The sequence below is a fragment of the Bradyrhizobium sp. CW1 genome, from assembly GCF_023100665.1.
Classification (GTDB): Bacteria; Pseudomonadota; Alphaproteobacteria; order Rhizobiales; family Xanthobacteraceae; genus Bradyrhizobium; species Bradyrhizobium canariense_D.
The window spans coordinates 3,012,754-3,032,467 of record NZ_CP064684.1; the positions used below are offsets into that span (position 1 = coordinate 3,012,754).

Below are 19,714 nucleotides of genomic sequence, written 5' to 3' on the forward strand. Positions count from 1 at the left end.
TTCCCGCAGCCCCCGGCCGCAAAACGTGGGACAGCGGGAAAATGCGCCATAAAGGGCTTTTCCAAGCCGTCCGATGTTCCTAAGAACGGCCAACCGCCGTCGAAAGCCCAAATTCCATGAAGAACGAACCCAAGATCACCCCCGAGCTGATTGCCGCCCACGGGCTCAAGCCCGACGAGTATGAGCGCATTCTCAAGCTGATCGGGCGGGAGCCGACCTTCACCGAGCTCGGCATCTTCTCGGCGATGTGGAACGAGCACTGCTCGTACAAATCCTCGCGCCTCCATCTGAAGGGCTTGCCGACCAAGGCGCCCTGGGTGATCCAGGGCCCGGGCGAGAATGCCGGTGTGATCGACATCGGCGACGGCCAGGCCGTGGTCTTCAAGATGGAGAGCCACAACCACCCGAGCTACATCGAGCCTTACCAGGGCGCGACCACCGGTGTCGGTGGCATCTTGCGCGACGTTTTCACCATGGGCGCGCGGCCGATCGCCTGCCTCAACGCGCTGAGCTTTGGCGCACCGGAGCATGCCAGGACGCGGCATCTCGTCTCCGGTGTCGTCGCTGGCGTCGGCGGCTACGGCAACTCGTTCGGCGTGCCGACGGTCGGCGGCCAGGTCCGTTTCCACACCCGCTATGACGGCAACATTCTCGTCAACGCGATGGCGGTCGGCCTCGCCGATACCGACAAGATCTTCTATGCCGCCGCCTCCGGCGTGAACATGCCGATCGTCTATCTCGGCTCCAAGACCGGCCGCGACGGCATCCACGGCGCCTCGATGGCCTCGGCCGAGTTCGACGACAAGTCCGAAGAGAAGCGTCCGACCGTGCAGGTCGGCGATCCCTTTGCCGAAAAGCTGCTGTTAGAGGCTTGTCTCGAGATCATGGAGAAGGGCTGCGTCATCGCGATCCAGGACATGGGCGCGGCGGGCCTGACCTGTTCGGCGGTGGAGATGGGCGCCAAGGGCGACCTCGGCGTCGATCTCGATCTCGACGCGGTGCCGACGCGCGAGATCGGCATGAGCGCCTACGAGATGATGCTCTCGGAGAGCCAGGAGCGCATGCTCATGGTGCTCAAGCCCGAGAAGGAGAAAGAGGCCGAGGCGATCTTCAAGAAGTGGGGCCTCGATTTCGCCGTGGTCGGCTACACCACGCCGAGCAAGCGCTTCGTGGTCAAGCATGGCGGTGACGTCATGGCCGATTTGCCGATCAAGGAGCTCGGCGACGAGGCGCCGCTCTATGATCGCCCGCATGTCCCCTCCGCCGCGCTGCCGGTCGTGCATGCGCGCGAGGTGGCGGCGCCGATGGGTCTCGGTGCCGCGGTCGAAAAGCTGATCGGCACGCCCGATATGTGCAGCAAGCGCTGGGTCTGGGAGCAGTACGACCACGTCATTCTCGGCAACACCATGCAGCGTCCCGGCGGCGATGCCGCGGTGGTGCGCGTGCAGGACGGCCCGAAGGGCTTGGCGCTGACCGTCGACGTGACGCCGCGCTATTGCGAGGCCGATCCGTTTGAAGGCGGCAAGCAGGCGGTGGCGGAAGCCTGGCGCAACATCACCGCGGTTGGCGGCAAGCCGCTTGCGATCACCGACAATCTCAATTTCGGCAATCCTGAGCGGCCCGAGATCATGGGCCAGTTCGTCGGCTGCCTGAAGGGCATCTCGGAAGCCTGCCGTACGCTCGACTTCCCGGTCGTGTCCGGCAACGTCTCGCTCTACAACGAGACCAACGGCCGCGCGATCTTGCCGACGCCCTCGATCGGCGGCGTCGGCCTGCTCGATGATTTCACCAAGTCCGCGTCGCTCGCCTTCAAGGCCGAAGGCGAGGCGATCCTCCTGATCGGCGAGACCCATGGCTGGCTCGGCCAGTCCGTTTACTTGCGCGACATCTGCGGTCGCGAGGAGGGCGCGCCGCCGCCGGTCGATCTCGCCGCCGAGAGGCGCAACGGCGACTGCGTGCGCGGCATGATCCATGCGGGCACCGCGACCGCCGTGCACGATCTGTCCGACGGGGGCCTGCTGATCGCGCTGGCCGAGATGGCGATGGCGAGCGGCATCGGCGCCAAACTGCTCGCGGCGCCGACCTCCTTGGTGCCTCAGGCCTATTGGTTCGGCGAGGACCAGGCGCGCTATCTCGTCACCGTGCCTGAAACCGAGGCCGGCCGCGTGCTCGCCAAGATGCGCGGCTGCGAGGTGCCCTGCGTGCGGATCGGCACTACCGGCGGCGACGCGATCGCGATCGCGGGCGAAGCGCCTGTAACGATCGAGGCGCTGCGGACCTCGTTCGAGCGCTGGCTGCCGGAGTATATGGGCGGCAAGGCGGCCTGAGGGGCTGAACCGGTAGCCCGGATGAGCGAAGCGATATCCGGGTCTTTGTCGTGAGGTTTCCCGGATATCGCTACGCTCATCCGGGCTACGGGTATCGCGCCTCACAACACGTGCGACGCCCCCGGAATCTTCCGTAGGGCCGCCGTCAGACCCCAACTCAGGATCACCGTAAGCACGAAGCCGATCGTGGCTTTCACGATCGCCGGCAGGCTGTAGTCGAACAGCGCGTACTGGATCCACAACGCGATCGGGTAGTGCACCAGGAAGATGCCGTAGGCATCCGCCTGCATGCGGTCGAGCAGGTTCGGGCCCGGCGACTTCTGGTGCAGGAAGAACGCGAGAATCGCGAGCAGGATCGAGCCTGAGAACAGCACGAAGAACGTACCGTAGATCGCCTGATACCAGTGCGGTTGTGGGTCGGGATTACCGAGGATCTCGCGCTTGATGTAGATCATGCCCCACATCAGGCAGTAGGGGATCAGCGTGGCGATCACCCACAGCCAGCGCTGTTTCGGCAACTGCCCGCCGGCGCTGAGGATGCCGCGATCGAAGTTGGCCGCTCCAACGCTGACGCCGATAAAGAAATAGGCGAAGTAGAGCAGGATGCGGCTCGCCTGCACCGAGAACGGCCCGAGCTCGAACCATTTGCTGCCGCCGAAATAGAGCAGCGCCGGCACGTAGGCGATTGCCGTGACGACGACGAGCAGCAGCCAGAATACGGCCGGCTGGTCGAATCCGCGCAGCGACACCCGGTTGCCCGGGTCGACCAGATGCGCGGAGACCCGGTAGAGCAGGCTCGCGGTCAGGTCGAATGCCAGCAGCACCCACACGAACCAGATCGGGCCGCTCGGCCACGGGCCAACCGTGATCGTCTTCCACCAGAACGCCGTGAAGCTCAGCCCGGGATCGTGCCGCAGCGCGATCGCGTAATAGGCGAGCGGGATGACGGTGAGCGCCGCGATCGCGAACGGCAGCCCGAGCCGCAACAGGCGGTCGCGGAGAAAAACTGACGGCGCCTTGCGCGCGATGCCCGGCCAGGTGAACAGTCCCGACAGGAAGAAGAACATTGCCATGAAGAAGCTGTCGGTGGCCAGCACGACCACGTCGAAACCGGCCCAGGACGCCGGATCGGTGTGCCCGAAATAGGTGTAGGGAATCACGGCGTGGTGCAGCAGCACCACCAGCGTCAGGAAGGTGCGGGCGCGATCGAGCGACAGATTGCGCGCCTTGGCCCTCGGCGCCGCGTGCGCCTCTGCCCCGATCGTCGCTGAATGTGACATCGTCATCGTGGCCGCCCCGGTCGCGCTTCTGTCCCGCCCGGACTTTGCCGCCGGGAACCGGATTCAGCAAGGGTCGTTTGGGACGCCCGCAGGCCTGAGACCGCCAGGAACCAGTTCCCTGCGACGAAGTTAGCGTTCGCCAAAAGGGCTTGAGGACCGCGGCAGGCGGTACAATTTCGGAGCTGGCGATGACGATCCTGAAATGGGCACTGATCTTCTTACTTGTCTCGATCGTAGCCGGCGTGCTCGGCTTCACCGGGATCTCGGCCGCCTCCGCCGACATCGCCCGCTTCCTGTTCTACGTGTTCGTCGCGATCTTCCTGGTGCTGCTGATCCTGGGGCTGACGATATTCAGGGCGTAGCGGGGGCGCTGCCCACGCACACAGTCGTCATGCCCGGGCTTGCCGTCTTCGCTGAAGCTTCGCCGGCCCAACATTATAGCCCGGCGAAGCCTCGGCGGAGCCGGGTCCCGGGCATCCACGTTGTTCTGTATCCGCGATTGCCCAAAAACGTGGATGGCCGGGACGAGCCCGGCCATGACGGAAGCAGCTACCCCAATTCCTCGATCTTCACCTTGTCCGGATAGAAGGCGAGATGGCCCGAAATCTCGGTCATCGCGGGAAAGGGTGCCTCATAGGTCCAGATCGCGTTGTCCAGTGTCTTGCCGTCCGCCTTGACGCTGTAATAGCTCGCATCCCCCTTGTAGGGGCAGTGGGTGACGCGGTCGGTGCGCTCCAGCAGCGCCATGTTGGCGTCCTGCCGCGGCACATATTGCACCGCCGGATATTTCGCCTCTTTCAGCGTCAGCGCTTTGGTGGTCTCGGCGATCACGATATCGCCGGCTGTGACGCGGACGCGCCGGGGATTTGGGGTGATGGTGATGGGGTGGTCGGGCCCTGGAAGCTTCATGATTTCACGCCTTTTTCGATCACTCTGCCGCGCGCGGCACTTTGTCGTGGCTTTATCCAGATCGGATCACCGATATAGTGCCGGAAGGCGTGACGTAGAAGGCCGTTCACGCTAAGTTTGGCCGCGCCGGAAGGTTGGCTTTGTAGAACCGAACCCCGGCAGCGATTCGACGACAAGACTGATTGCAGCCGAGACAGGAGCACGACCCGAATGCCAATGGACGCCCACGATATCGAGGCGATGATCAAGGCAGCGATCCCCGATGCCGAGGTGACCATCCGTGACCTCGCCGGGGACGGCGATCACTATGCCGCGACCGTGATCTCGGAGACCTTCCGCGGCAAGTCCCGCGTCCAGCAGCACCAGATCGTCTATCAGTCCCTCCGCGGCCAGATGGGCGGCGTGCTGCATGCGCTGGCGCTGCAAACCGGGGTGCCGGGCGCTTGATCTGATCGTGACGGGGTGATGACGATGGCTGCGGACAATCCGCGCGGCGCGATGTTTCGCGTCATCCTGCCAAACCAGCACAGCCGCGTCACCAATGCCGAGCTGTTCTTCGACCTGGTCTTCGTTTTCGCGATCACGCAGGTCTCGCACACACTCCTGCACCATTTCACGCCGCTCGGTGCGGTGCACGTCGCGGTGCTGTTTCTCGCGGTATGGTGGGTGTGGGTCTACACCGCCTGGGTCACCAACTGGCTCGATCCCGAGCTGACGCCGGTCCGGATCCTGCTCTTCCTGATGATGCTGGGCGGCCTCGTGCTGTCGACGACGATCCCGACCGCCTTCGAGGGGCGGGGCCTGTGGTTTGCGATCGCTTACGCAACGATGCAGGTCGGGCGCACCGCCTTCTGGATGATTGCCACGCCGCGGCATCGAACTGCGGTCCGGCACAATGCAATCCGCATCCTGACGTGGCTCTCGTTCTCCGCGATCTTCTGGATCCTCGGCGGCCTCGCCCATGACGAGGCGCGGCTATGGTTCTGGATCGTGGCGCTGACGATCGAATATGTCTCGCCGGCGGTGCGCTTCTGGGTCCCCAAGCTGGGCTTCTCGTCGGTCGAGGCCTGGGCGGTCGAAGGCGGCCACATGGCCGAGCGCTGCTCGCTGTTCGTCATCATCGCGCTTGGCGAGGCCGTTGTCGTCAACGGCGCGACGTTTGCCGAGCTTGACTGGACCGCGGACAACATTTCGGCCTTCGTCTCCGCGCTGGTCGGCAGCATCGCGATGTGGTGGGTCTATTTCCACAAGGGCGCCGAGGCCGGAGCCGAGCGCATCTCGAGATCCGCCGAATCCGGCCGCTTGGCGCGGCTCGCCTACACCTACCTGCATATGCCGATCGTCGCCGGCATCATCCTGACCGCGGTCTCCGACGAACTCGTGCTGAAGCATCCGGTGGGGCATTCAGATGTCAGGATCATCGTGAGCACGATCGGCGGGCCGCTGCTGTTCCTGGTCGGCACCATCCTCTTCAAGCACGCGATCCGCGGCTTCCTCCAGCTCTCGCACGGGATTGGCATCATCGCGCTCGCGGCACTGTGGTGGTTTGCCGCCGAACTGTCGCCGCTATGGCTGTCGGTCGCCGCGACGGTGATCATGATCGTTGTTGCGGTATGGGAGTCGGTTTCGCTGGGATCGACGCCGGAAGAAGCCGAGGAGCATTGAGCCGCCGCCGTTGGCGCCGGAGCGCTTACTCCGCCACCTCCAGCGCGTGCACCGAGAACATCTTCGCCGCATCCGTCCAGCTCTCGCGCACCCGCCAACCCGCGCCTTGCGCCAGCGTCGCGAAGCGCTCGATGCTGTATTTGTAACTGTTCTCGGTGTGGATGCTCTCGCCGGCGCGGAACGAAAAGCTGGTGCCGAGCAGGCGCACGGTCTGGCTCTTCTTGCTGATCAGGTGCATCTCGATGCGGTGCCGCTCGCGATTGTAGATCGCGCGATGGGTGAAGGCGGAAAGGTCGAAATTGCCGCCGAGCTCGCGGTTGATCCGCACCAGCACATTGAGATTGAAGCGAGCGGTGACGCCGGCGGCATCGTTATAGGCGTCGTGGAGCAGGCGCTCCTCCTTCTCGAGATCGGCGCCGATGATCATCTGCGCGCCGCGGCCCAGAATGGCGCGTGCGCTCTTCAGGAAGGCCTGCGCTTCATGCGGCTCGAAATTGCCGATGGTCGAGCCTGGGAAGAACCCGACCTTGGGCATGGTCGCCACCGCCTTGGGCAGCTCGAACGGCGTGGTGAAGTCGGCCGCCACCGGGTAGATGCCGAGTGACGGAAAATCCCGCTTCAGTCCGTTTGCCTGCGCCGTCAGGAAGTCGCCGGAGATGTCGACGGGCACATAGGCCGCGAACTTGCAGTGGTTGAGCAGCAGGCGGACCTTTGTGGTCGCGCCTGCGCCGAATTCGACGAGGGCCGCGTGCTCCGGAATGATTTTCGCGATCTCGCTGCCGCGCTCCTTCAGGATCGCTAGCTCCGTGCGAGTCGGGTAATATTCCGGCAGCCGCGTGATGGCCTCGAACAATTCAGATCCGGCCGCATCGTAGAAATATTTCGGCGACAGCTTTTTAGGCTGCTGCGACAGGTCCTCGATGGCCTCGCGGGCAAAGGCGGTGGTCTGTTCGTCGGGAAGATGGGCTTCGGCCAAGGCGCTAGCGTGCACATTCATGATACTCTCCTGAACGCGCTGTCCGGCGCGCATTTGTCGTCGGATGAGAATTTTACTCGTAGTCGGCGAGCCGCAGTCCCGTGAATTGCCAGCGGTGGTGCGGATAAAAGAAGTTGCGATAGGTGATACGGCTGTGCCCCTCCGGAGTTGCAAGCGAAGAGCCGCGCAGCACCAGCTGGTTGACCATGAACTTGCCGTTGTATTCGCCGATCGCGCGATAGCCGGGATAGGGCGAGTAGGATGATCGCGTCCACTGCCAGACGATGCCGAAGGCATCGTTGAGCTGGCCCGAGCGGGCCGCGACCTCCCATTCCATCTCGGTCGGCAGATGTTTTCCGGCCCAGCGCGCAAAGGCGTCAGCCTCGTAATAGCTGACGTGGCAGACGGGCGCGTCGGGATCGACCGGCTTGAGGCCGGCCAGCGTCATCACATGCCATTGGCCGTCGATCTCGCGCCAATGACCGGGGCAGTCCCAGCCCTCGTTGTTCACGGCCGCAAAACCGTCCATCAGCCACAGCGTTGCGGTCCGGTAGCCCCCGTCACGCATGAAGGCGAGCCATTCGCGATTGGTGACGAGATTGCGTGCGAGCTTGACCGGGCCGACGAGGGCGCGGTGCGCCGGCTTCTCGTTGTCGAAATGAAAACTATCATCGACGTGACCGACGGTGTGGATGCCTTCGTTCAGCGTCAGCCAATCCTCGCTGGCCGGCGTCGCGGCCGGGAAGCGCCAGTCCGGATCATAGGCCGGCGGGATCGGGTTCTGCGCGAAGGCGTGCAGGATGTCGGTGAACATCAATTCCTGATGCTGCTGCTCGTGATTGAGGCCGACCTCGACCAGCGGCGCGATCTCGCGAAGCTTGTCCTCGCCGGCGTCGCGGAAGAATTTCACGACGGCAGCGTCGACATGTTTTCGATAAGCGCCGACCTGATCGGCGCTCGGACGGGTGATGTCGCCGCGGTGATTGCGGGAATGGCGCGGACCGGCGCTGACATAATAGGAATTGAACAGGAAGGCGAAGTCAGGGTGAAAGGGCCGGTAGCCCGCACAGTGCTCGCCGAGCACGAACTGCTCCCAGAACCACGTGGTGTGCGCCCTGTGCCATTTCGTCGGGCTCGCATCCGGCATGGACTGGATCTGCTGGTCCTCCGGCGACAGCGGCGCGGCCCGGCGCTCCGTCTCGTCGCGAACGGCGAGAAACGCGTCTTCCAGCCTCTGGGCAAGGCCGCCCAAATCGACCGACAGTGACGGAGCGGGGGCCGGAGCGGAGGCTTGTTTCGTCACGTTTTTCTCCAGACAGGACAAGAGAACGTTGTTGGTGTGGACGGGTTCCAAAACGCCGGGTTCGTCCTAGATAGGGGCTCCGTGACGGTATGAAAGTCCTCCCTGACGATGATATTCGTGGCATCATGCAATGGGCCGGTGCAACCGAGAGCGGTCCACAAGAGGCAGCTCGCCGCCATTTTACTTTGGATGCACAACGGTTTGGGCTACATATATACCCAGGTATCGGGTTAGATCGGCGCAGCCAGCCCGAAGCAATTGGAGTGGGCTCCGCCCCATAAGGACACGGATATGAGCATCGAGGAATTCATCGCCAACGAAGTGAAGTCGAACGACGTGGTTCTGTTCATGAAGGGCACACCGCAATTTCCGCAGTGCGGGTTCTCCGGCCAGGTCGTCCAGATCCTCGACCACATCGGCGTCGGCTATAAGGGCCTCAACGTTCTCGAATCCGCCGAACTGCGCAACGGCATCAAGGACTATTCGAACTGGCCGACCATTCCGCAGCTCTATGTGAAGGGCGAGTTCGTCGGCGGCTGCGACATTGTCCGCGAGATGTTCCAAGCCGGTGAATTGCAGCAGCTCTTCTCCGAAAAGGGCGTCGCTGTCGCGGCCTGATACGTGACCCAGCTGACGCGCCGGATCGGCGGCGCGGAGCTCAAGGTCATCGTTGCTGACATCACCACGCTGAGCGTTGACGCCATCGTCAACGCGGCCAACACGTCGCTCCTGGGTGGGGGCGGCGTGGATGGCGCGATCCATCGGGCGGCCGGGCCCGAGCTTCTAGCCGCGTGCCGGAAGCTCGGAGGATGCCCGACCGGCGATGCCAAGATCACGAAGGGCTACCTTCTCCCTGCGCGTCATGTCATCCATGCAGTCGGTCCGGTCTGGCACGGCGGCACTCGCGGTGAGGCAGAGGCGCTGGGCTCCTGTTATCGCCGTGCGCTTGAGCTCTGCGGGGCCAATCAGCTGACCTCCGTGGCGTTCTCCGCGATTTCGACCGGGGTTTACGGCTTTCCAGCCGACCAGGCCGCGAAGATTGCGGTCCATGCGACCATTGAGGCCCTGCCGGCCGCGCCGTTGGTCGTCGACGTCATATTTTGCTGTTTCTCGGAAAAGAGCGCGGCTCTGCACGCGGACGCTTTGGCGCGGTACGGCGGCCCTTGTGCCTGATGACGTGGTCGGTACACTCCGCCGGGCCATGTTCCGGGGAGGGGATATGATTTCACAGTCTGGACTGCGCGCGCTTGTCTGCGCCGCGCTTGTATCGTTAGGTACGATGTCGTTCGCGCGGGCGGAGGGCACCTACGAGATTCCGGCCGGCGCGCATTTCAATCCGGACAAGCTCGCGAGGATCACCGAGTTCTTCAAGAACGAGGTCGCGACCGGCAAGATCGCAGGGGCAAACGTCCTCATCAAGCAACATGGCAAGCCCGTCTACCACGAAGTCTTCGGCGTGCAGGACGCCGTCAGCAAGGCGCCGATCACCGACAAGTCGATCTTCCGCCTGTTCTCGATGAGCAAGGCGATCACTTCCGTCGTTGCAGTGAAGTTGATCGAGGAAGGTACGATCAAGCTCGACGATCCCGTCTCGAAATACATTCCCTCCTTCGCCAATATGAAAGTCGGCGTCGAGAAGAAGGCCGAGGACGGCACCAAGTCGCTCGAGCTCGTGCCGCCCAACCGGCCGATGACGGTGCACGATTTGATGACGCACACCTCGGGCGTCACCTACGGCTTCTATGGCGACAGCCTGGTCCGCAAGGCCTATCGCGACGCCAACATCTATGCCGGCGATTTCGACCTCGCGGAGTTCGCCGAGCGCATCGCAAAACTGCCGCTGCACAACCAGCCGGGCGCGCTGTGGCAATACGGCCATTCCACCGACATCCTGGCGCGGGTCATGGAAGTCGCGGCCGGCAAGCCGCTCATCGAGATCGAACGGGAGAAGCTGCTCGACCCGCTCGGCATGGTCGACACCGGCTTCTTCGTCACCGATCCCGAGAAGCAGAAGCTGCTGGCGCAGCCGGTGCCGAACGACAGCGATTTCCGGGTCGGGCGGATCAACGATCCGACAGTCGTCAAGAAGATCCAGTTCGCCAGCGGCGGTATGGTCACGACCATGGCCGATTATGAGCGCTTTACGCAGATGCTGCTCCAGGGCGGCAATCTCGACGGCAAGACGATTCTCAAGCCCGAGACGTTCAAGCTGATGGTGACTGACCAGATCGGCCTCAAGTCGGGCGTCGATCGCGATTATTTTTATTTCCCCGGTGACGGTTTTGGTTTCGGTCTCGGACTTGCGGTGCGCACCGACCCCGGCAACGCAAAACCGCCGCCGCCCGGCGATCTCGGCGAATTGAAATGGGATGGCGCCTCCGGCTGCTATTTCGTGGTCGACCCCAAGCAGGACATGTTCTTCGTGCTGCTGGAGCAGACCCCGACCGAGCGCCAGCGCGTGCAGCGAACATTGAAGCAGCTGGTTTATGAAGCGATGGAGAATTGACATGTTCGGGCGCCGCGCAGTGATCGCGGCGCTCGTCCTTCTCGCCGGCGGCATCGTTGCGAAGGCAGGTTCCGAGAGACCTGCGGTCCACACGCTCTCGCCCGCGGGGCTGGCGAAGGTTTCCGACTACATCCGCAACGAGGTGGCCACCGGCAAGATCCCCGGAGCCATCCTGCTGCTTCAGCAGCACGGCAAGCCGGTCTATTATCAGAATTTCGGCGTCCGCGACGTCGCGACCGAACTCTCGATGAGCGCGGACACGATCTTCCGCCTCTACTCGATGTCGAAGCCGGTTACCTCAGTCATGGCGATGATGCTGGTCGAGGAGGGCAAGCTGTCGCTCGACGATCCCGTCTCGAAATACATTCCGGCCTTCGCCGGCATGAAGGTCGGCATCGAGAAGAAGGCCGAGGACGGCAAAGTCGCCCTGGTGCTGGAGCCGCTGGAGCGACCCATCACGATCAAGGATCTGCTGCGCCACACCTCGGGGCTGCCTTACGGCTATTACGGCGGCGGCATGGTGCGCGAGCTCTATGCGAACGCCAATCTCTTCAACAGCGATCTGACCAACGCCGAATTCGCCGCCAAGATCGCCACGCTGCCGCTTGTCGAGCAGCCCGGCACGGTGTGGGATTACGGCTATTCCACCGACGTGCTCGGCTGCGTCGTCGAAATCATCGCGGGAAAGACGCTGCTGCAGTTCGAGAAGGAGCGGCTGCTCGATCCGCTGGGCATGACCGAGATGGCTTTCTTCGTCGCCGATCCCGCCAAATTCCCGCGCATCGCCGAGCCGATGCCGAAGGATCGCAACATCAATCCGACGACACAGGTCCGCGACATCAGGCGGCCTGCGACCTGGGAATCGGGCGGCGGCGGCATGGTCGGTACGATCGGCGACTACGCCCGCTTCGCCCAGATGCTGCTGAATGGCGGCACCTATGACGGCCGACGCTATCTCAAACCGGAGACCATTGCGCTGATGGCCTCGGATCATATCGGTCCGGAGACGAAGATCGCGCGCGACCAGAACTATTATCCGGGCGGGTCTTCCGGCTTCGGCCTCGGCTTCGCCGTGCGCACCTCGGTGCCTCCTGGAACAACGTGGCCGCTTGGCGAATATCGCTGGGACGGCGTCGGCGGCACGTTCTTCTTCATCGATCCCGAGGACGATCTGTTCGGGATCTTCATGGTGCAGACCCCGACGCAGCGCGGCCGGATTCAACTGGCGCTGAAGACGCTGATCTACCAGGCGATGGGGCGGTGATTACGCTCCGCGCACGATCTCGCGGATATATCCGATCGTCTCCTCGACCTGGCTCGCATTGACGTCGAGATGCGTGCAGGCGCGGATGCGGCCCTCCATCATCGCAAGCGTCACGCCGCGCTGGCGCAGCGCCGCGACCATCTTGTCGCCGGGAACGCCGGTACCATCGGGCTTGAAGAACACCAGGTTGGTTTCGGGCTCCTGCACCTCGATGCCTGCGATCTGCGACAGTCCGCGGGCGAGCGCGCGCGCGTTGGCGTGATCGTCGGCGAGACGATCGACATGATGGTCGAGCGCGTAGATGCAAGCCGCCGCGCAGATTCCGGCCTGTCGCATCGAGCCGCCGAGGCGCTGCTTCCACTGCCAGACCGCATCGATGAAGGCGCGCGAGCCCGCGAGCACGCCTCCGATCGGCGCGCCCAAGCCCTTCGAAAAGTCGATCCAGGCCGAATCCCACCCCGCGGTCATGTCGCGCGGAGAGATGCCGCTCGCAACTGTGGCATTGAGCAGGCGCGCGCCGTCCATGTGGGTGACGAGGCCATGTTGTTTCGCGATCGCGACGATCTCGTCGAGCGCGGCCTTCTTCCAGACCGTACCGCCGCCGATATTGGCGGTCTGCTCGACGCTGACCACCGTCTGCGGCGGCTGGTAGCGGGTACGCGGATGCAGCGCTCTGCGAAAGGTCTCCGGCGTGAACTGGCCGTCGGGTCCCTTCAGCTGCGTGACCTGAAAGCCGCCGATCGCGGCATGCGCGCCGCCTTCGCGCGCGATGATGTGGGCGCTCTCATGGGCGAGGATCTCGTCGCCGGGGCGGCAATGCACCAGCGTCGCGGTGACGTTGCACATCGTGCCTGACGGCATGTACACCGCGGCTTCCTTGCCGAGCAGCTCGGCCACGCGCTCGCACAGGGCGTTCACGGTCGGATCGTCGCCGACCTGCTCGTCGCCGACCTCCGCCCGCGCCATCGCCTCGCGCATCGCAGGTGTCGGCTTTGTCTGCGTGTCCGAGAGCAGATTGATGCGCACCGGCGGCGCCTTGGGATCGATCGGGGGAGGGGTATAGAGCATGCGACGCCTCCTGAAGGTAAACGGCCACTGAAGTGTGGCTCTTTAAGCAAAAAAGGCCCCGGCGAACCGGGGCCTTTCGATATTCAGATCTTAGCGCGAATAGAATTCGACGACCAGATGCGGCTCCATCTGCACCGGGAACGGCACGTCGGAGAGGTGCGGGATGCGAATGTATTTCGCGGTCATCTTGCCATGGTCGACTTCGAGATAGTCGGGGGTGTCACGCTCGGAGAGCTGGCTGGCTTCGAGGACGTGGGCAAGCTGCTTGGATGATTCCTTGACCTCGATCACATCGCCGAGCTTGACCAGATAGCTCGAGATGTTGACCTTGCGGCCGTTCACCTTGACGTGGCCGTGGTTGATGAACTGGCGCGCGGCGAAGATCGTCGAGACAAACTTGGCGCGGTAAACAACCGCGTCGAGACGGCGCTCGAGCAGGCCGATCAGGTTCTCGCCGGTATCACCCTTGAGGCGGCTGGCCTCGACATAGATGCTGTGGAACTGACGCTCGGAGATGTTGGCGTAGTAACCCTTCAGCTTCTGCTTGGCGCGGAGCTGCACGCCGAAGTCGGAGAGCTTGCCCTTGCGGCGTTGGCCGTGCTGGCCGGGGCCGTATTCGCGGCGGTTCACGGGGCTCTTTGGGCGGCCCCAGATGTTTTGGCCCATACGGCGATCGAGCTTGTACTTCGCCTCACTGCGCTTAGTCATCGCGTCCTCTTCAGGTACTTGGTTTGAGGAAACGCGCCCTCCTGTGTGACGGGCTAGCCCGGCACTGACAGGTCCGATCCCAAAGCTTAAGGGACAGGACCACGGGTCGCGAAACGCTTCGCGGGCCGAAATCGGCCCGCGAGCAAGCGGCTTTTAGGGGGATTTGGGGCTCGCTGTCAATGCGAATGGCGGGGAATCACATCCCGACCGCCCGGATCGACTTCGACCCGGGCGCACGCAATTCGGCAGCGATTTCAGTGTTCAGGACCTGTTCCAGCCGGGTCAGGACCCGGGCGATCGGGGCGGCGTCGGTGACCCGGTGATCCCAGCGGATCACGACATGGATGGTCTGGTCAGGCCCGACCACCCCATAGCTGACGATGAAGGGGCCGGGCGTGATCGGGTGAAGCTCGCCGCCGCCATAGGCGGCCACCGAGCTCACCGCGAAGCTGCCGAACCAGTTGCCGCGCTGCCGGCCGAAATTCAGCCCGATCGCCCAAGACAGCCGCCGCAACGGCAGCGGCAAGCGGGTCGCCCGCATGATCTTGCGAAACATGGGAATTTCGTCGATCGGGGCGGTCTTGGCGTGCCGGATATCGGCGTCGACCGCAGTCAGCGTCATGGCCTCGGGAGCCGCGATTCGCTGCGGGATCACGCATTCCTCGCCGCCCTCGACCCGCGCAATGGCCACCGACGCCACGCTCTTCGGCAGCTCGTAAAGCGACGGCCAGGGCCATTTGGCATAGACGGTACGCAGGACCGGCTCGTCCCTGGCGACGAGGGCAAAAGCCTTGACGAACATGGCGGCCCAGCCGGCTGGCGCCATCGCGCTCGCGCGGGCCTCCAGCAGGGGGCCGATATAGAGCGAACGGGACAGGGACACGAAGGGCACGCCCATCGAGGCGTGCATGAGGTCGATAATCAGGCGACGCGGCAGCAAAATGGTCTTGGGCGTCCCGCGCATCGCTCTTTGGTTTCCCCTGATTAAAGTTTGTGCAGCGAGCGGGGTTCCCGCTCGCCGCCTGCTCTAGCACGAACCAACCCGCATGGGGCCGGTCGGTTCGCCGCATCAGGGCGCCGGCGAGGCCAGCGGCTTGGTCTTGTCGACGACGTAAACTCCAAGCACTTTCATAGCCTTATCGCCGTGGGCTTTGGCGTCATGCACGACGCCCGCCGGGATTTGGTAGGAATCGCCGGCTTTCAGCGTCTTTTCCGGCTGCCCGTCGATGAGGAGATTCAGTTCGCCTTCGAGCACGTAGCCGGTCTCGATGCCCGGGTGGGTATGACGTCCGGCCGCGCCGCCCGCCGGAACCTCCGCGATGGCCGTGATGGTGTTGTAGCCATCGGGAAACTCGACCTTCTGGAGCGGGGTGCGCTTGATGCCGGGCTGCTGGGCAAAGGCCGCAACAGCGAGGCCGGTGAAGGCGAGAGCGAGCAAAGTCTTTTTGAGCATGGTTTTTCCTCCCTGGAACGACTGACCCTAGCAGCGCCGCGGTTCCCGGCAAGACTCAATGGCTAGCGCTTGATCCCCTCGAACGCTGCCATGATGCCGCGCTGGAATAGCGACCAGTCGAAGCCGAGCGCGATCGCGCGGTAGCCGCGGTCGACCAGCTGGTTGGCCTGATCTGCGGTCCGCGCCACGCCGCCGATCGGCACACCGCTTCTGAGGATGCCGGCCTCGGCCCGCGCCACCAGCTCCAGCAATTCCGGATCGTCCATCTGGCCGCGCCTGTTGATGGAGGTGGCGAGATCGCCGGGGCCGATTACGGCTACGTCGATGCCGGGCGTGGCCATGATCTCGTCGATGCGGTTGACGGCGTCGACGTGCTCGATCGTGATCATGCAGATCATCTCGTCGTCGGCGCTGGCCATGTAGTCCGGCATCGATTGGCCCCAGCGGAATGGCGCATGGAACGGACCCCAGAGCCGATCGCCGCGTGGCGGATAGCGCACGCTGCGCACCGCTTTCTCGGCCTCCGCGCGATTGGTGATCATCGGGAAGTTGATGCCGAAGGCGCCGATGTCCATCGGTGCCTTCGCAAGCCATGGCTCGTTCGCCGCGATCCGCACCAGCGGTATGCATGGTGTGCCGGTGGTGGCCGCGATCATCGCATGTGCTTCGGTCAGTCCAATTGGACCATGCTCGAGATCGACGATGATCCAGTCGAGAGAGCGCGCCATGATCTGCACGGTCTGCACGCTCGGGATCGTCGCGATCGCGCCGAAGGCAGGACGACCCTCGCGCCAGAGCTGGCGGAGACGGTTGAGCGGCGTGGTCGGGACGGACATGGGAAGAACCTGTAGGAAACGACGACGGCGGAGCCTAGCAGCGCGCTGTCGAGGCGCAAGATCAGGCCGGAATGCGGCCGCCGAAGAACGGCGTCAGCATGGCCGAAAGGCCATGCACGCGGTTCGAGGTGAAGATCATTTCGGCGCTGGCTTGCGCGATGCCACCGGTGTGCGGGCCGAGCAGATCCGAGACGCGGCGGGCGATCGCGGGCGCCGGATCAATCCAGTCGACCCGCCAGGGGGCGAGCTTTTTCAGCCGGTCGAGCAGCAGCGGGTAATGCGTGCAGGCGAGCACCACGGTATCGGTGCGTGCGCCTGCGTCCCCGGCATCGCCCACGAAACACGGGGCGAGCTCGGCGAGGATGGCGTCGTCGCTGACGGGGGAGCCGCTGAGCTCTGCCTCAGCCAGCGCGGCCAGCTCGGGCGAGCCGACCAGTGTCACCTCGCAACCCTGTGCGAAATCGCGGATCAGCGCCTTGGTGTATTCGCGCTTCACGGTGCCCCTGGTGCCGAGCACCGACACGCGCCGGCTCCTCGATTGCGCGCAGGCCGGCTTGATCGCCGGCACGGTGCCGACGAAGGGCAGGGAATAAGCGGCGCGCAGATGCGATAGGACCAGGGTGGACGCCGTGTTGCAGGCGATCACGACGAGGTCAGGATCGTGCGTGCCGATCAATTCCCCCATCAGCGGCACCACGCGGGCGATGATCTCGTCCTCGCTATGGTGACCGTAGGGGAAGAAGGCGTCGTCGGCGACGTAGACGTAATGCGCGTCGGAGCGCGCGGCCACGACCTCACGCAGGACCGTGAGCCCGCCAAGGCCGGAATCGAACACCAGAATCGTCGGAGAATGGGTCACGTGAACACTCTAGCCCGCCATGGTTACCATTCGGTTTTTGGGGCGGTTTTGCGGCAAGGGCACTTAGGGCTATTTTGGAGCGATTCAATTTCGCGACGGCCACATGTTCCCGGTGTCAGCTGCCGTACGGCGGTGCGGATAGGGACAGGCCCGCAAAACTCCGGAGCACCGACATGATCAGAAATACCAGTCACGGCTGGGGCAGCATTTCCCGATGGCTGCACCGGAGTCTGGCGCTGACCATCATCGGCATGATCGGCTTCGGGTGGTGGATGAACCACATCCCGGCGCGTCCCGACCGCTTCTTCTACCGCTCGATCCACGCCGATATGGGCTATGTGATCCTGCTGCTCACCGTGCTGCGCCTGGTGTGGCGCCTCGTCAACCCGACGCCGATCATGCCGGCCGGGACCTCGCGCTGGCAGAAGGTCGCCGCCCATGTCAGCCACGGCGCGCTCTACCTCGCCGTCATCATCGTCACCATGCTCGGCTGGGCGCATTCCGGTGCGCACGCACCTGATTATTCGAACTTCTTCGGCCTGTTTCACGTGCCGCAATTCACGGCTCCCGACCGCGCGGCGGCTGGCGTCTATGAAGACCGCCACATCCTCTTTGCCTATGTGCTGCTCGCCTTGATCGCGATTCACGTGATCGCCGCTGTGTGGCACCATTTCATCCGCCGCGACCGCATCGTGGCGCGGATGGTGACGGACGAGGCGGGGTAGGGCGGACATGGGAGGAAGCATCGCGCCCGCGATTGCTTCGCGGCGCTCGCAATGACGGAGTAAGGTGTGGGGTCACGAACTATCCAATTGCGATCGCAGGAGGCCTCATGCTCACCGTCCATCATCTCGGCAAGTCGCAGTCCGAGCGTATCGTCTGGCTGTGCGAGGAGCTGGGGATTCCCTACGAGTTGAAGCGCTATGCGCGCGATCCCGTCACCATGCTGGCTCCGGCCGAGTACAAGGCGCTGCATCCGGCCGGCACGGCGCCGGTGATCACCGACGGCGAGTTGGTGCTCGCGGAATCCGGCGCCGTCGTCGATTACATCGTTGCAAAATATGGCAACGGCCGACTCGTGCTCGGTCCCACTGATCCCGCCTTCGCGCAGTTTCTATATTGGGTTCATTTCGCCAATGGCAGCCTGCAACCCGGTATGGGACGGATGATGATCCTGAACCGGCTCGATCTCGCCAAGGACAATCCGACCCTGCTCGCGATGAAGGGGCGTCTCGATCGGGCCTACGATCTTCTCGGCGCAAGGCTTCGCGAGGCCGAATATCTTGCGGGCAGCGTCTTCACGACCGCCGACATCATGACAGTTTTCTCGCTGACCACGATGCGCTACTTCCAGTCCTATGACCTCCAGCGTTCTCCGAACGTGGTCAAATATCTCGGCCGCATCAGTGCGCGGGCGGGCTATCGGCGTGCGATGGAGAAGGGCGACCCGGGCATGGCGCTGCTCTTGGACTGAGCGGCGAGGCGATCGCTCACGCGATCCTGTTCGTGGTGGCGGCCCTCTCTGTTGCCAGCTGCTTCTGCAGGCGCTCGATGTTTTGCAGCAGCCGCTGGCTGGTCAGCACCAGGAAGTAATAGCCGAACTGCGGGTCCTGGAAGTAGATCTCGAGCAGCCGGTCGTAGGTGATCGTCAGCACCTGGCCGTCCTCGATGCACTCGACCGTTCCGGTGCGCCGGTTGTCCGGCGTGAGGAAGCCGAGTTCGCCCATGAGCGTTCCGGGCAGGATCTCGATGTTGATCTCCTTGACCAGGAACTTGCCGGTGACGGTGAGGAACATCTCGTTAGCCGGATCGCGCAGCTTGAACAGCGTATCGCCGCGACGATATTTGCGTTCGGTCATGAACGGCTTGAGCCATTCGATCGACATGTCGCCTTCGGCTGCATGGCGCGCCTTCTTGACGAGCTTGAGCATCTGCCGCAGGCGCAAGGCGTTGATCGGTAGCAGCAGGAGATAGAGCAGGAAGGTCGACACGTTGGCGGAGAGCGCGCCGAAGACGGCGAAGAACGCGCAGCCGACCATGTTGGCGACGCGCAGCGGCACCATGGTCCGCATCAGAAGGGTAGCGACGAAGAAGCCGGCCCCGACCGCTGCGAACATGTTGGCCAGCGTGATGTTCTGGACGAAGATCTCCAGCATCCGATTGAAGATCGAGTCATAGGTGACGTTGTTCGGATCGAGGCCCATCTGAACCAGGATCTTCGCGATCCTGAGGTTATCCGTCGCCGCCTCGAGAATGCGGTCGAGGATCGACGAAATGTCTGCGCTGCCGGACGGCATGGTACTATCCCCGCGTAAGGCCTTCAGTCCCGGTCGGTATTCTCGACACCTATAGCCGAAATCGAACGACGACCGCTTGAATGAAGTTTTGGGCCGCCGTGCCGCAAGAGGCAAATTTTAGCCTGATCGGGCGTTTCGGCAATTGCCTGTTTGGCGGTGCATATGGCCGTGGCGCGCCCGCGATTCGGGGCCACTGGGTACGAGCCTCGGCGTGGGGGACCTCGGCGGCCGACCGGGCGAGGGGGACCAGGCGTGGGCGTGGG

The 19,714-nt window shown here is 63.8% G+C and carries 21 protein-coding genes; 10 read left to right on the forward strand and 11 right to left on the reverse strand.

The window, feature by feature from the left end:
• Nucleotides 1-116 precede the first annotated feature (116 nt).
• Nucleotides 117-2,327 (forward strand): phosphoribosylformylglycinamidine synthase subunit PurL, encoded by a 2,211-nt coding sequence (gene purL / locus IVB54_RS14560; protein ID WP_018455530.1) that lies wholly within the window; start codon nt 117-119, stop codon nt 2,325-2,327.
• A 101-nt stretch (nt 2,328-2,428) separates the two neighbouring features.
• Here the strand turns inward: purL and IVB54_RS14565 are convergent, their stop codons facing one another.
• Nucleotides 2,429-3,607, reverse strand: coding sequence for an acyltransferase (locus IVB54_RS14565; protein WP_018455531.1), 1,179 nt, complete (start codon nt 3,605-3,607; stop codon nt 2,429-2,431).
• Between the two features lie 188 nt (nt 3,608-3,795).
• On the opposite strand from IVB54_RS14565, the gene IVB54_RS14570 reads away from it, so the two are divergent.
• On the forward strand, nt 3,796-3,969 hold the full coding sequence (locus IVB54_RS14570) for a DUF1328 domain-containing protein (RefSeq protein ID WP_007602280.1): 174 nt from the start codon (nt 3,796-3,798) through the stop codon (nt 3,967-3,969).
• Between the two features lie 187 nt (nt 3,970-4,156).
• On the opposite strand, the gene IVB54_RS14575 is transcribed toward IVB54_RS14570, so the two are convergent.
• Entirely contained in the window at nt 4,157-4,516 is a 360-nt protein-coding gene (locus tag IVB54_RS14575) for a DUF427 domain-containing protein (RefSeq protein WP_018455532.1), read from the reverse strand.
• Nucleotides 4,517-4,726: 210 nt separating this feature from the next.
• Between IVB54_RS14575 and IVB54_RS14580 the strand changes: the two genes are divergently transcribed.
• Nucleotides 4,727-4,963 (forward strand): BolA family transcriptional regulator, encoded by a 237-nt coding sequence (locus IVB54_RS14580; protein WP_007602284.1) that lies wholly within the window; start codon nt 4,727-4,729, stop codon nt 4,961-4,963.
• Nucleotides 4,964-4,987: 24 nt separating this feature from the next.
• Nucleotides 4,988-6,181, forward strand: coding sequence for a low temperature requirement protein A (locus tag IVB54_RS14585; RefSeq protein WP_085358889.1), 1,194 nt, complete (start codon nt 4,988-4,990; stop codon nt 6,179-6,181).
• A gap of 25 nt (nt 6,182-6,206) precedes the next feature.
• On the opposite strand, the gene egtD is transcribed toward IVB54_RS14585, so the two are convergent.
• A complete protein-coding gene (gene egtD / locus IVB54_RS14590) occupies nt 6,207-7,178 on the reverse strand; it encodes an L-histidine N(alpha)-methyltransferase (protein ID WP_085384329.1) in 972 nt (323 codons plus the stop codon).
• 52 nt (nt 7,179-7,230) lie between these two features.
• On the reverse strand, nt 7,231-8,511 hold the full coding sequence (gene egtB, locus IVB54_RS14595) for an ergothioneine biosynthesis protein EgtB (protein ID WP_247777297.1): 1,281 nt from the start codon (nt 8,509-8,511) through the stop codon (nt 7,231-7,233).
• 240 nt (nt 8,512-8,751) lie between these two features.
• On the opposite strand from egtB, the gene grxD reads away from it, so the two are divergent.
• The 4 genes from grxD to IVB54_RS14615 are packed head-to-tail and all read left to right on the forward strand — an operon-like array spanning nt 8,752 to nt 12,230.
• A complete protein-coding gene (gene grxD, locus IVB54_RS14600) occupies nt 8,752-9,078 on the forward strand; it encodes a Grx4 family monothiol glutaredoxin (protein WP_007602294.1) in 327 nt (108 codons plus the stop codon).
• A gap of 3 nt (nt 9,079-9,081) precedes the next feature.
• Nucleotides 9,082-9,633: an O-acetyl-ADP-ribose deacetylase gene (locus IVB54_RS14605; protein WP_018455537.1), complete on the forward strand. Its 552-nt coding sequence runs from the start codon at nt 9,082-9,084 to the stop codon at nt 9,631-9,633.
• Nucleotides 9,634-9,679: 46 nt separating this feature from the next.
• Nucleotides 9,680-10,966, forward strand: coding sequence for a serine hydrolase domain-containing protein (locus IVB54_RS14610; protein WP_247456848.1), 1,287 nt, complete (start codon nt 9,680-9,682; stop codon nt 10,964-10,966).
• Between the two features lies 1 nt (nt 10,967).
• On the forward strand, nt 10,968-12,230 hold the full coding sequence (locus IVB54_RS14615) for a serine hydrolase domain-containing protein (RefSeq protein WP_247456849.1): 1,263 nt from the start codon (nt 10,968-10,970) through the stop codon (nt 12,228-12,230).
• Here IVB54_RS14615 and IVB54_RS14620 read toward each other — a convergent pair whose 3' ends face one another.
• The 6 genes from IVB54_RS14620 to murI all read right to left on the reverse strand — a co-directional run bounded on the left by IVB54_RS14620 (nt 12,231) and on the right by murI (nt 17,154).
• On the reverse strand, nt 12,231-13,298 hold the full coding sequence (locus tag IVB54_RS14620) for a threonine aldolase family protein (RefSeq protein ID WP_247456850.1): 1,068 nt from the start codon (nt 13,296-13,298) through the stop codon (nt 12,231-12,233).
• A 90-nt stretch (nt 13,299-13,388) separates the two neighbouring features.
• On the reverse strand, nt 13,389-14,006 hold the full coding sequence (gene rpsD, locus IVB54_RS14625; protein WP_007602315.1) for a 30S ribosomal protein S4: 618 nt from the start codon (nt 14,004-14,006) through the stop codon (nt 13,389-13,391).
• 196 nt (nt 14,007-14,202) lie between these two features.
• Entirely contained in the window at nt 14,203-14,970 is a 768-nt protein-coding gene (locus tag IVB54_RS14630) for an acyltransferase (protein WP_247777298.1), read from the reverse strand.
• A gap of 105 nt (nt 14,971-15,075) precedes the next feature.
• On the reverse strand, nt 15,076-15,459 hold the full coding sequence (locus IVB54_RS14635) for a cupin domain-containing protein (protein WP_027518835.1): 384 nt from the start codon (nt 15,457-15,459) through the stop codon (nt 15,076-15,078).
• A gap of 62 nt (nt 15,460-15,521) precedes the next feature.
• Entirely contained in the window at nt 15,522-16,295 is a 774-nt protein-coding gene (locus tag IVB54_RS14640) for an aldolase/citrate lyase family protein (protein ID WP_247456852.1), read from the reverse strand.
• Between the two features lie 61 nt (nt 16,296-16,356).
• Entirely contained in the window at nt 16,357-17,154 is a 798-nt protein-coding gene (gene murI, locus IVB54_RS14645; protein ID WP_247777299.1) for a glutamate racemase, read from the reverse strand.
• Nucleotides 17,155-17,327: 173 nt separating this feature from the next.
• Between murI and IVB54_RS14650 the strand changes: the two genes are divergently transcribed.
• Nucleotides 17,328-17,879, forward strand: a complete 552-nt coding sequence (locus IVB54_RS14650; RefSeq protein ID WP_247456854.1) for a cytochrome b — start codon at nt 17,328-17,330, stop codon at nt 17,877-17,879.
• Between the two features lie 107 nt (nt 17,880-17,986).
• Nucleotides 17,987-18,628, forward strand: coding sequence for a glutathione S-transferase (locus tag IVB54_RS14655; RefSeq protein WP_247456855.1), 642 nt, complete (start codon nt 17,987-17,989; stop codon nt 18,626-18,628).
• A gap of 16 nt (nt 18,629-18,644) precedes the next feature.
• On the opposite strand, the gene IVB54_RS14660 is transcribed toward IVB54_RS14655, so the two are convergent.
• Nucleotides 18,645-19,451, reverse strand: coding sequence for a cyclic nucleotide-binding domain-containing protein (locus IVB54_RS14660; protein WP_027518831.1), 807 nt, complete (start codon nt 19,449-19,451; stop codon nt 18,645-18,647).
• Between the last annotated feature and the right edge of the window lie 263 nt (nt 19,452-19,714).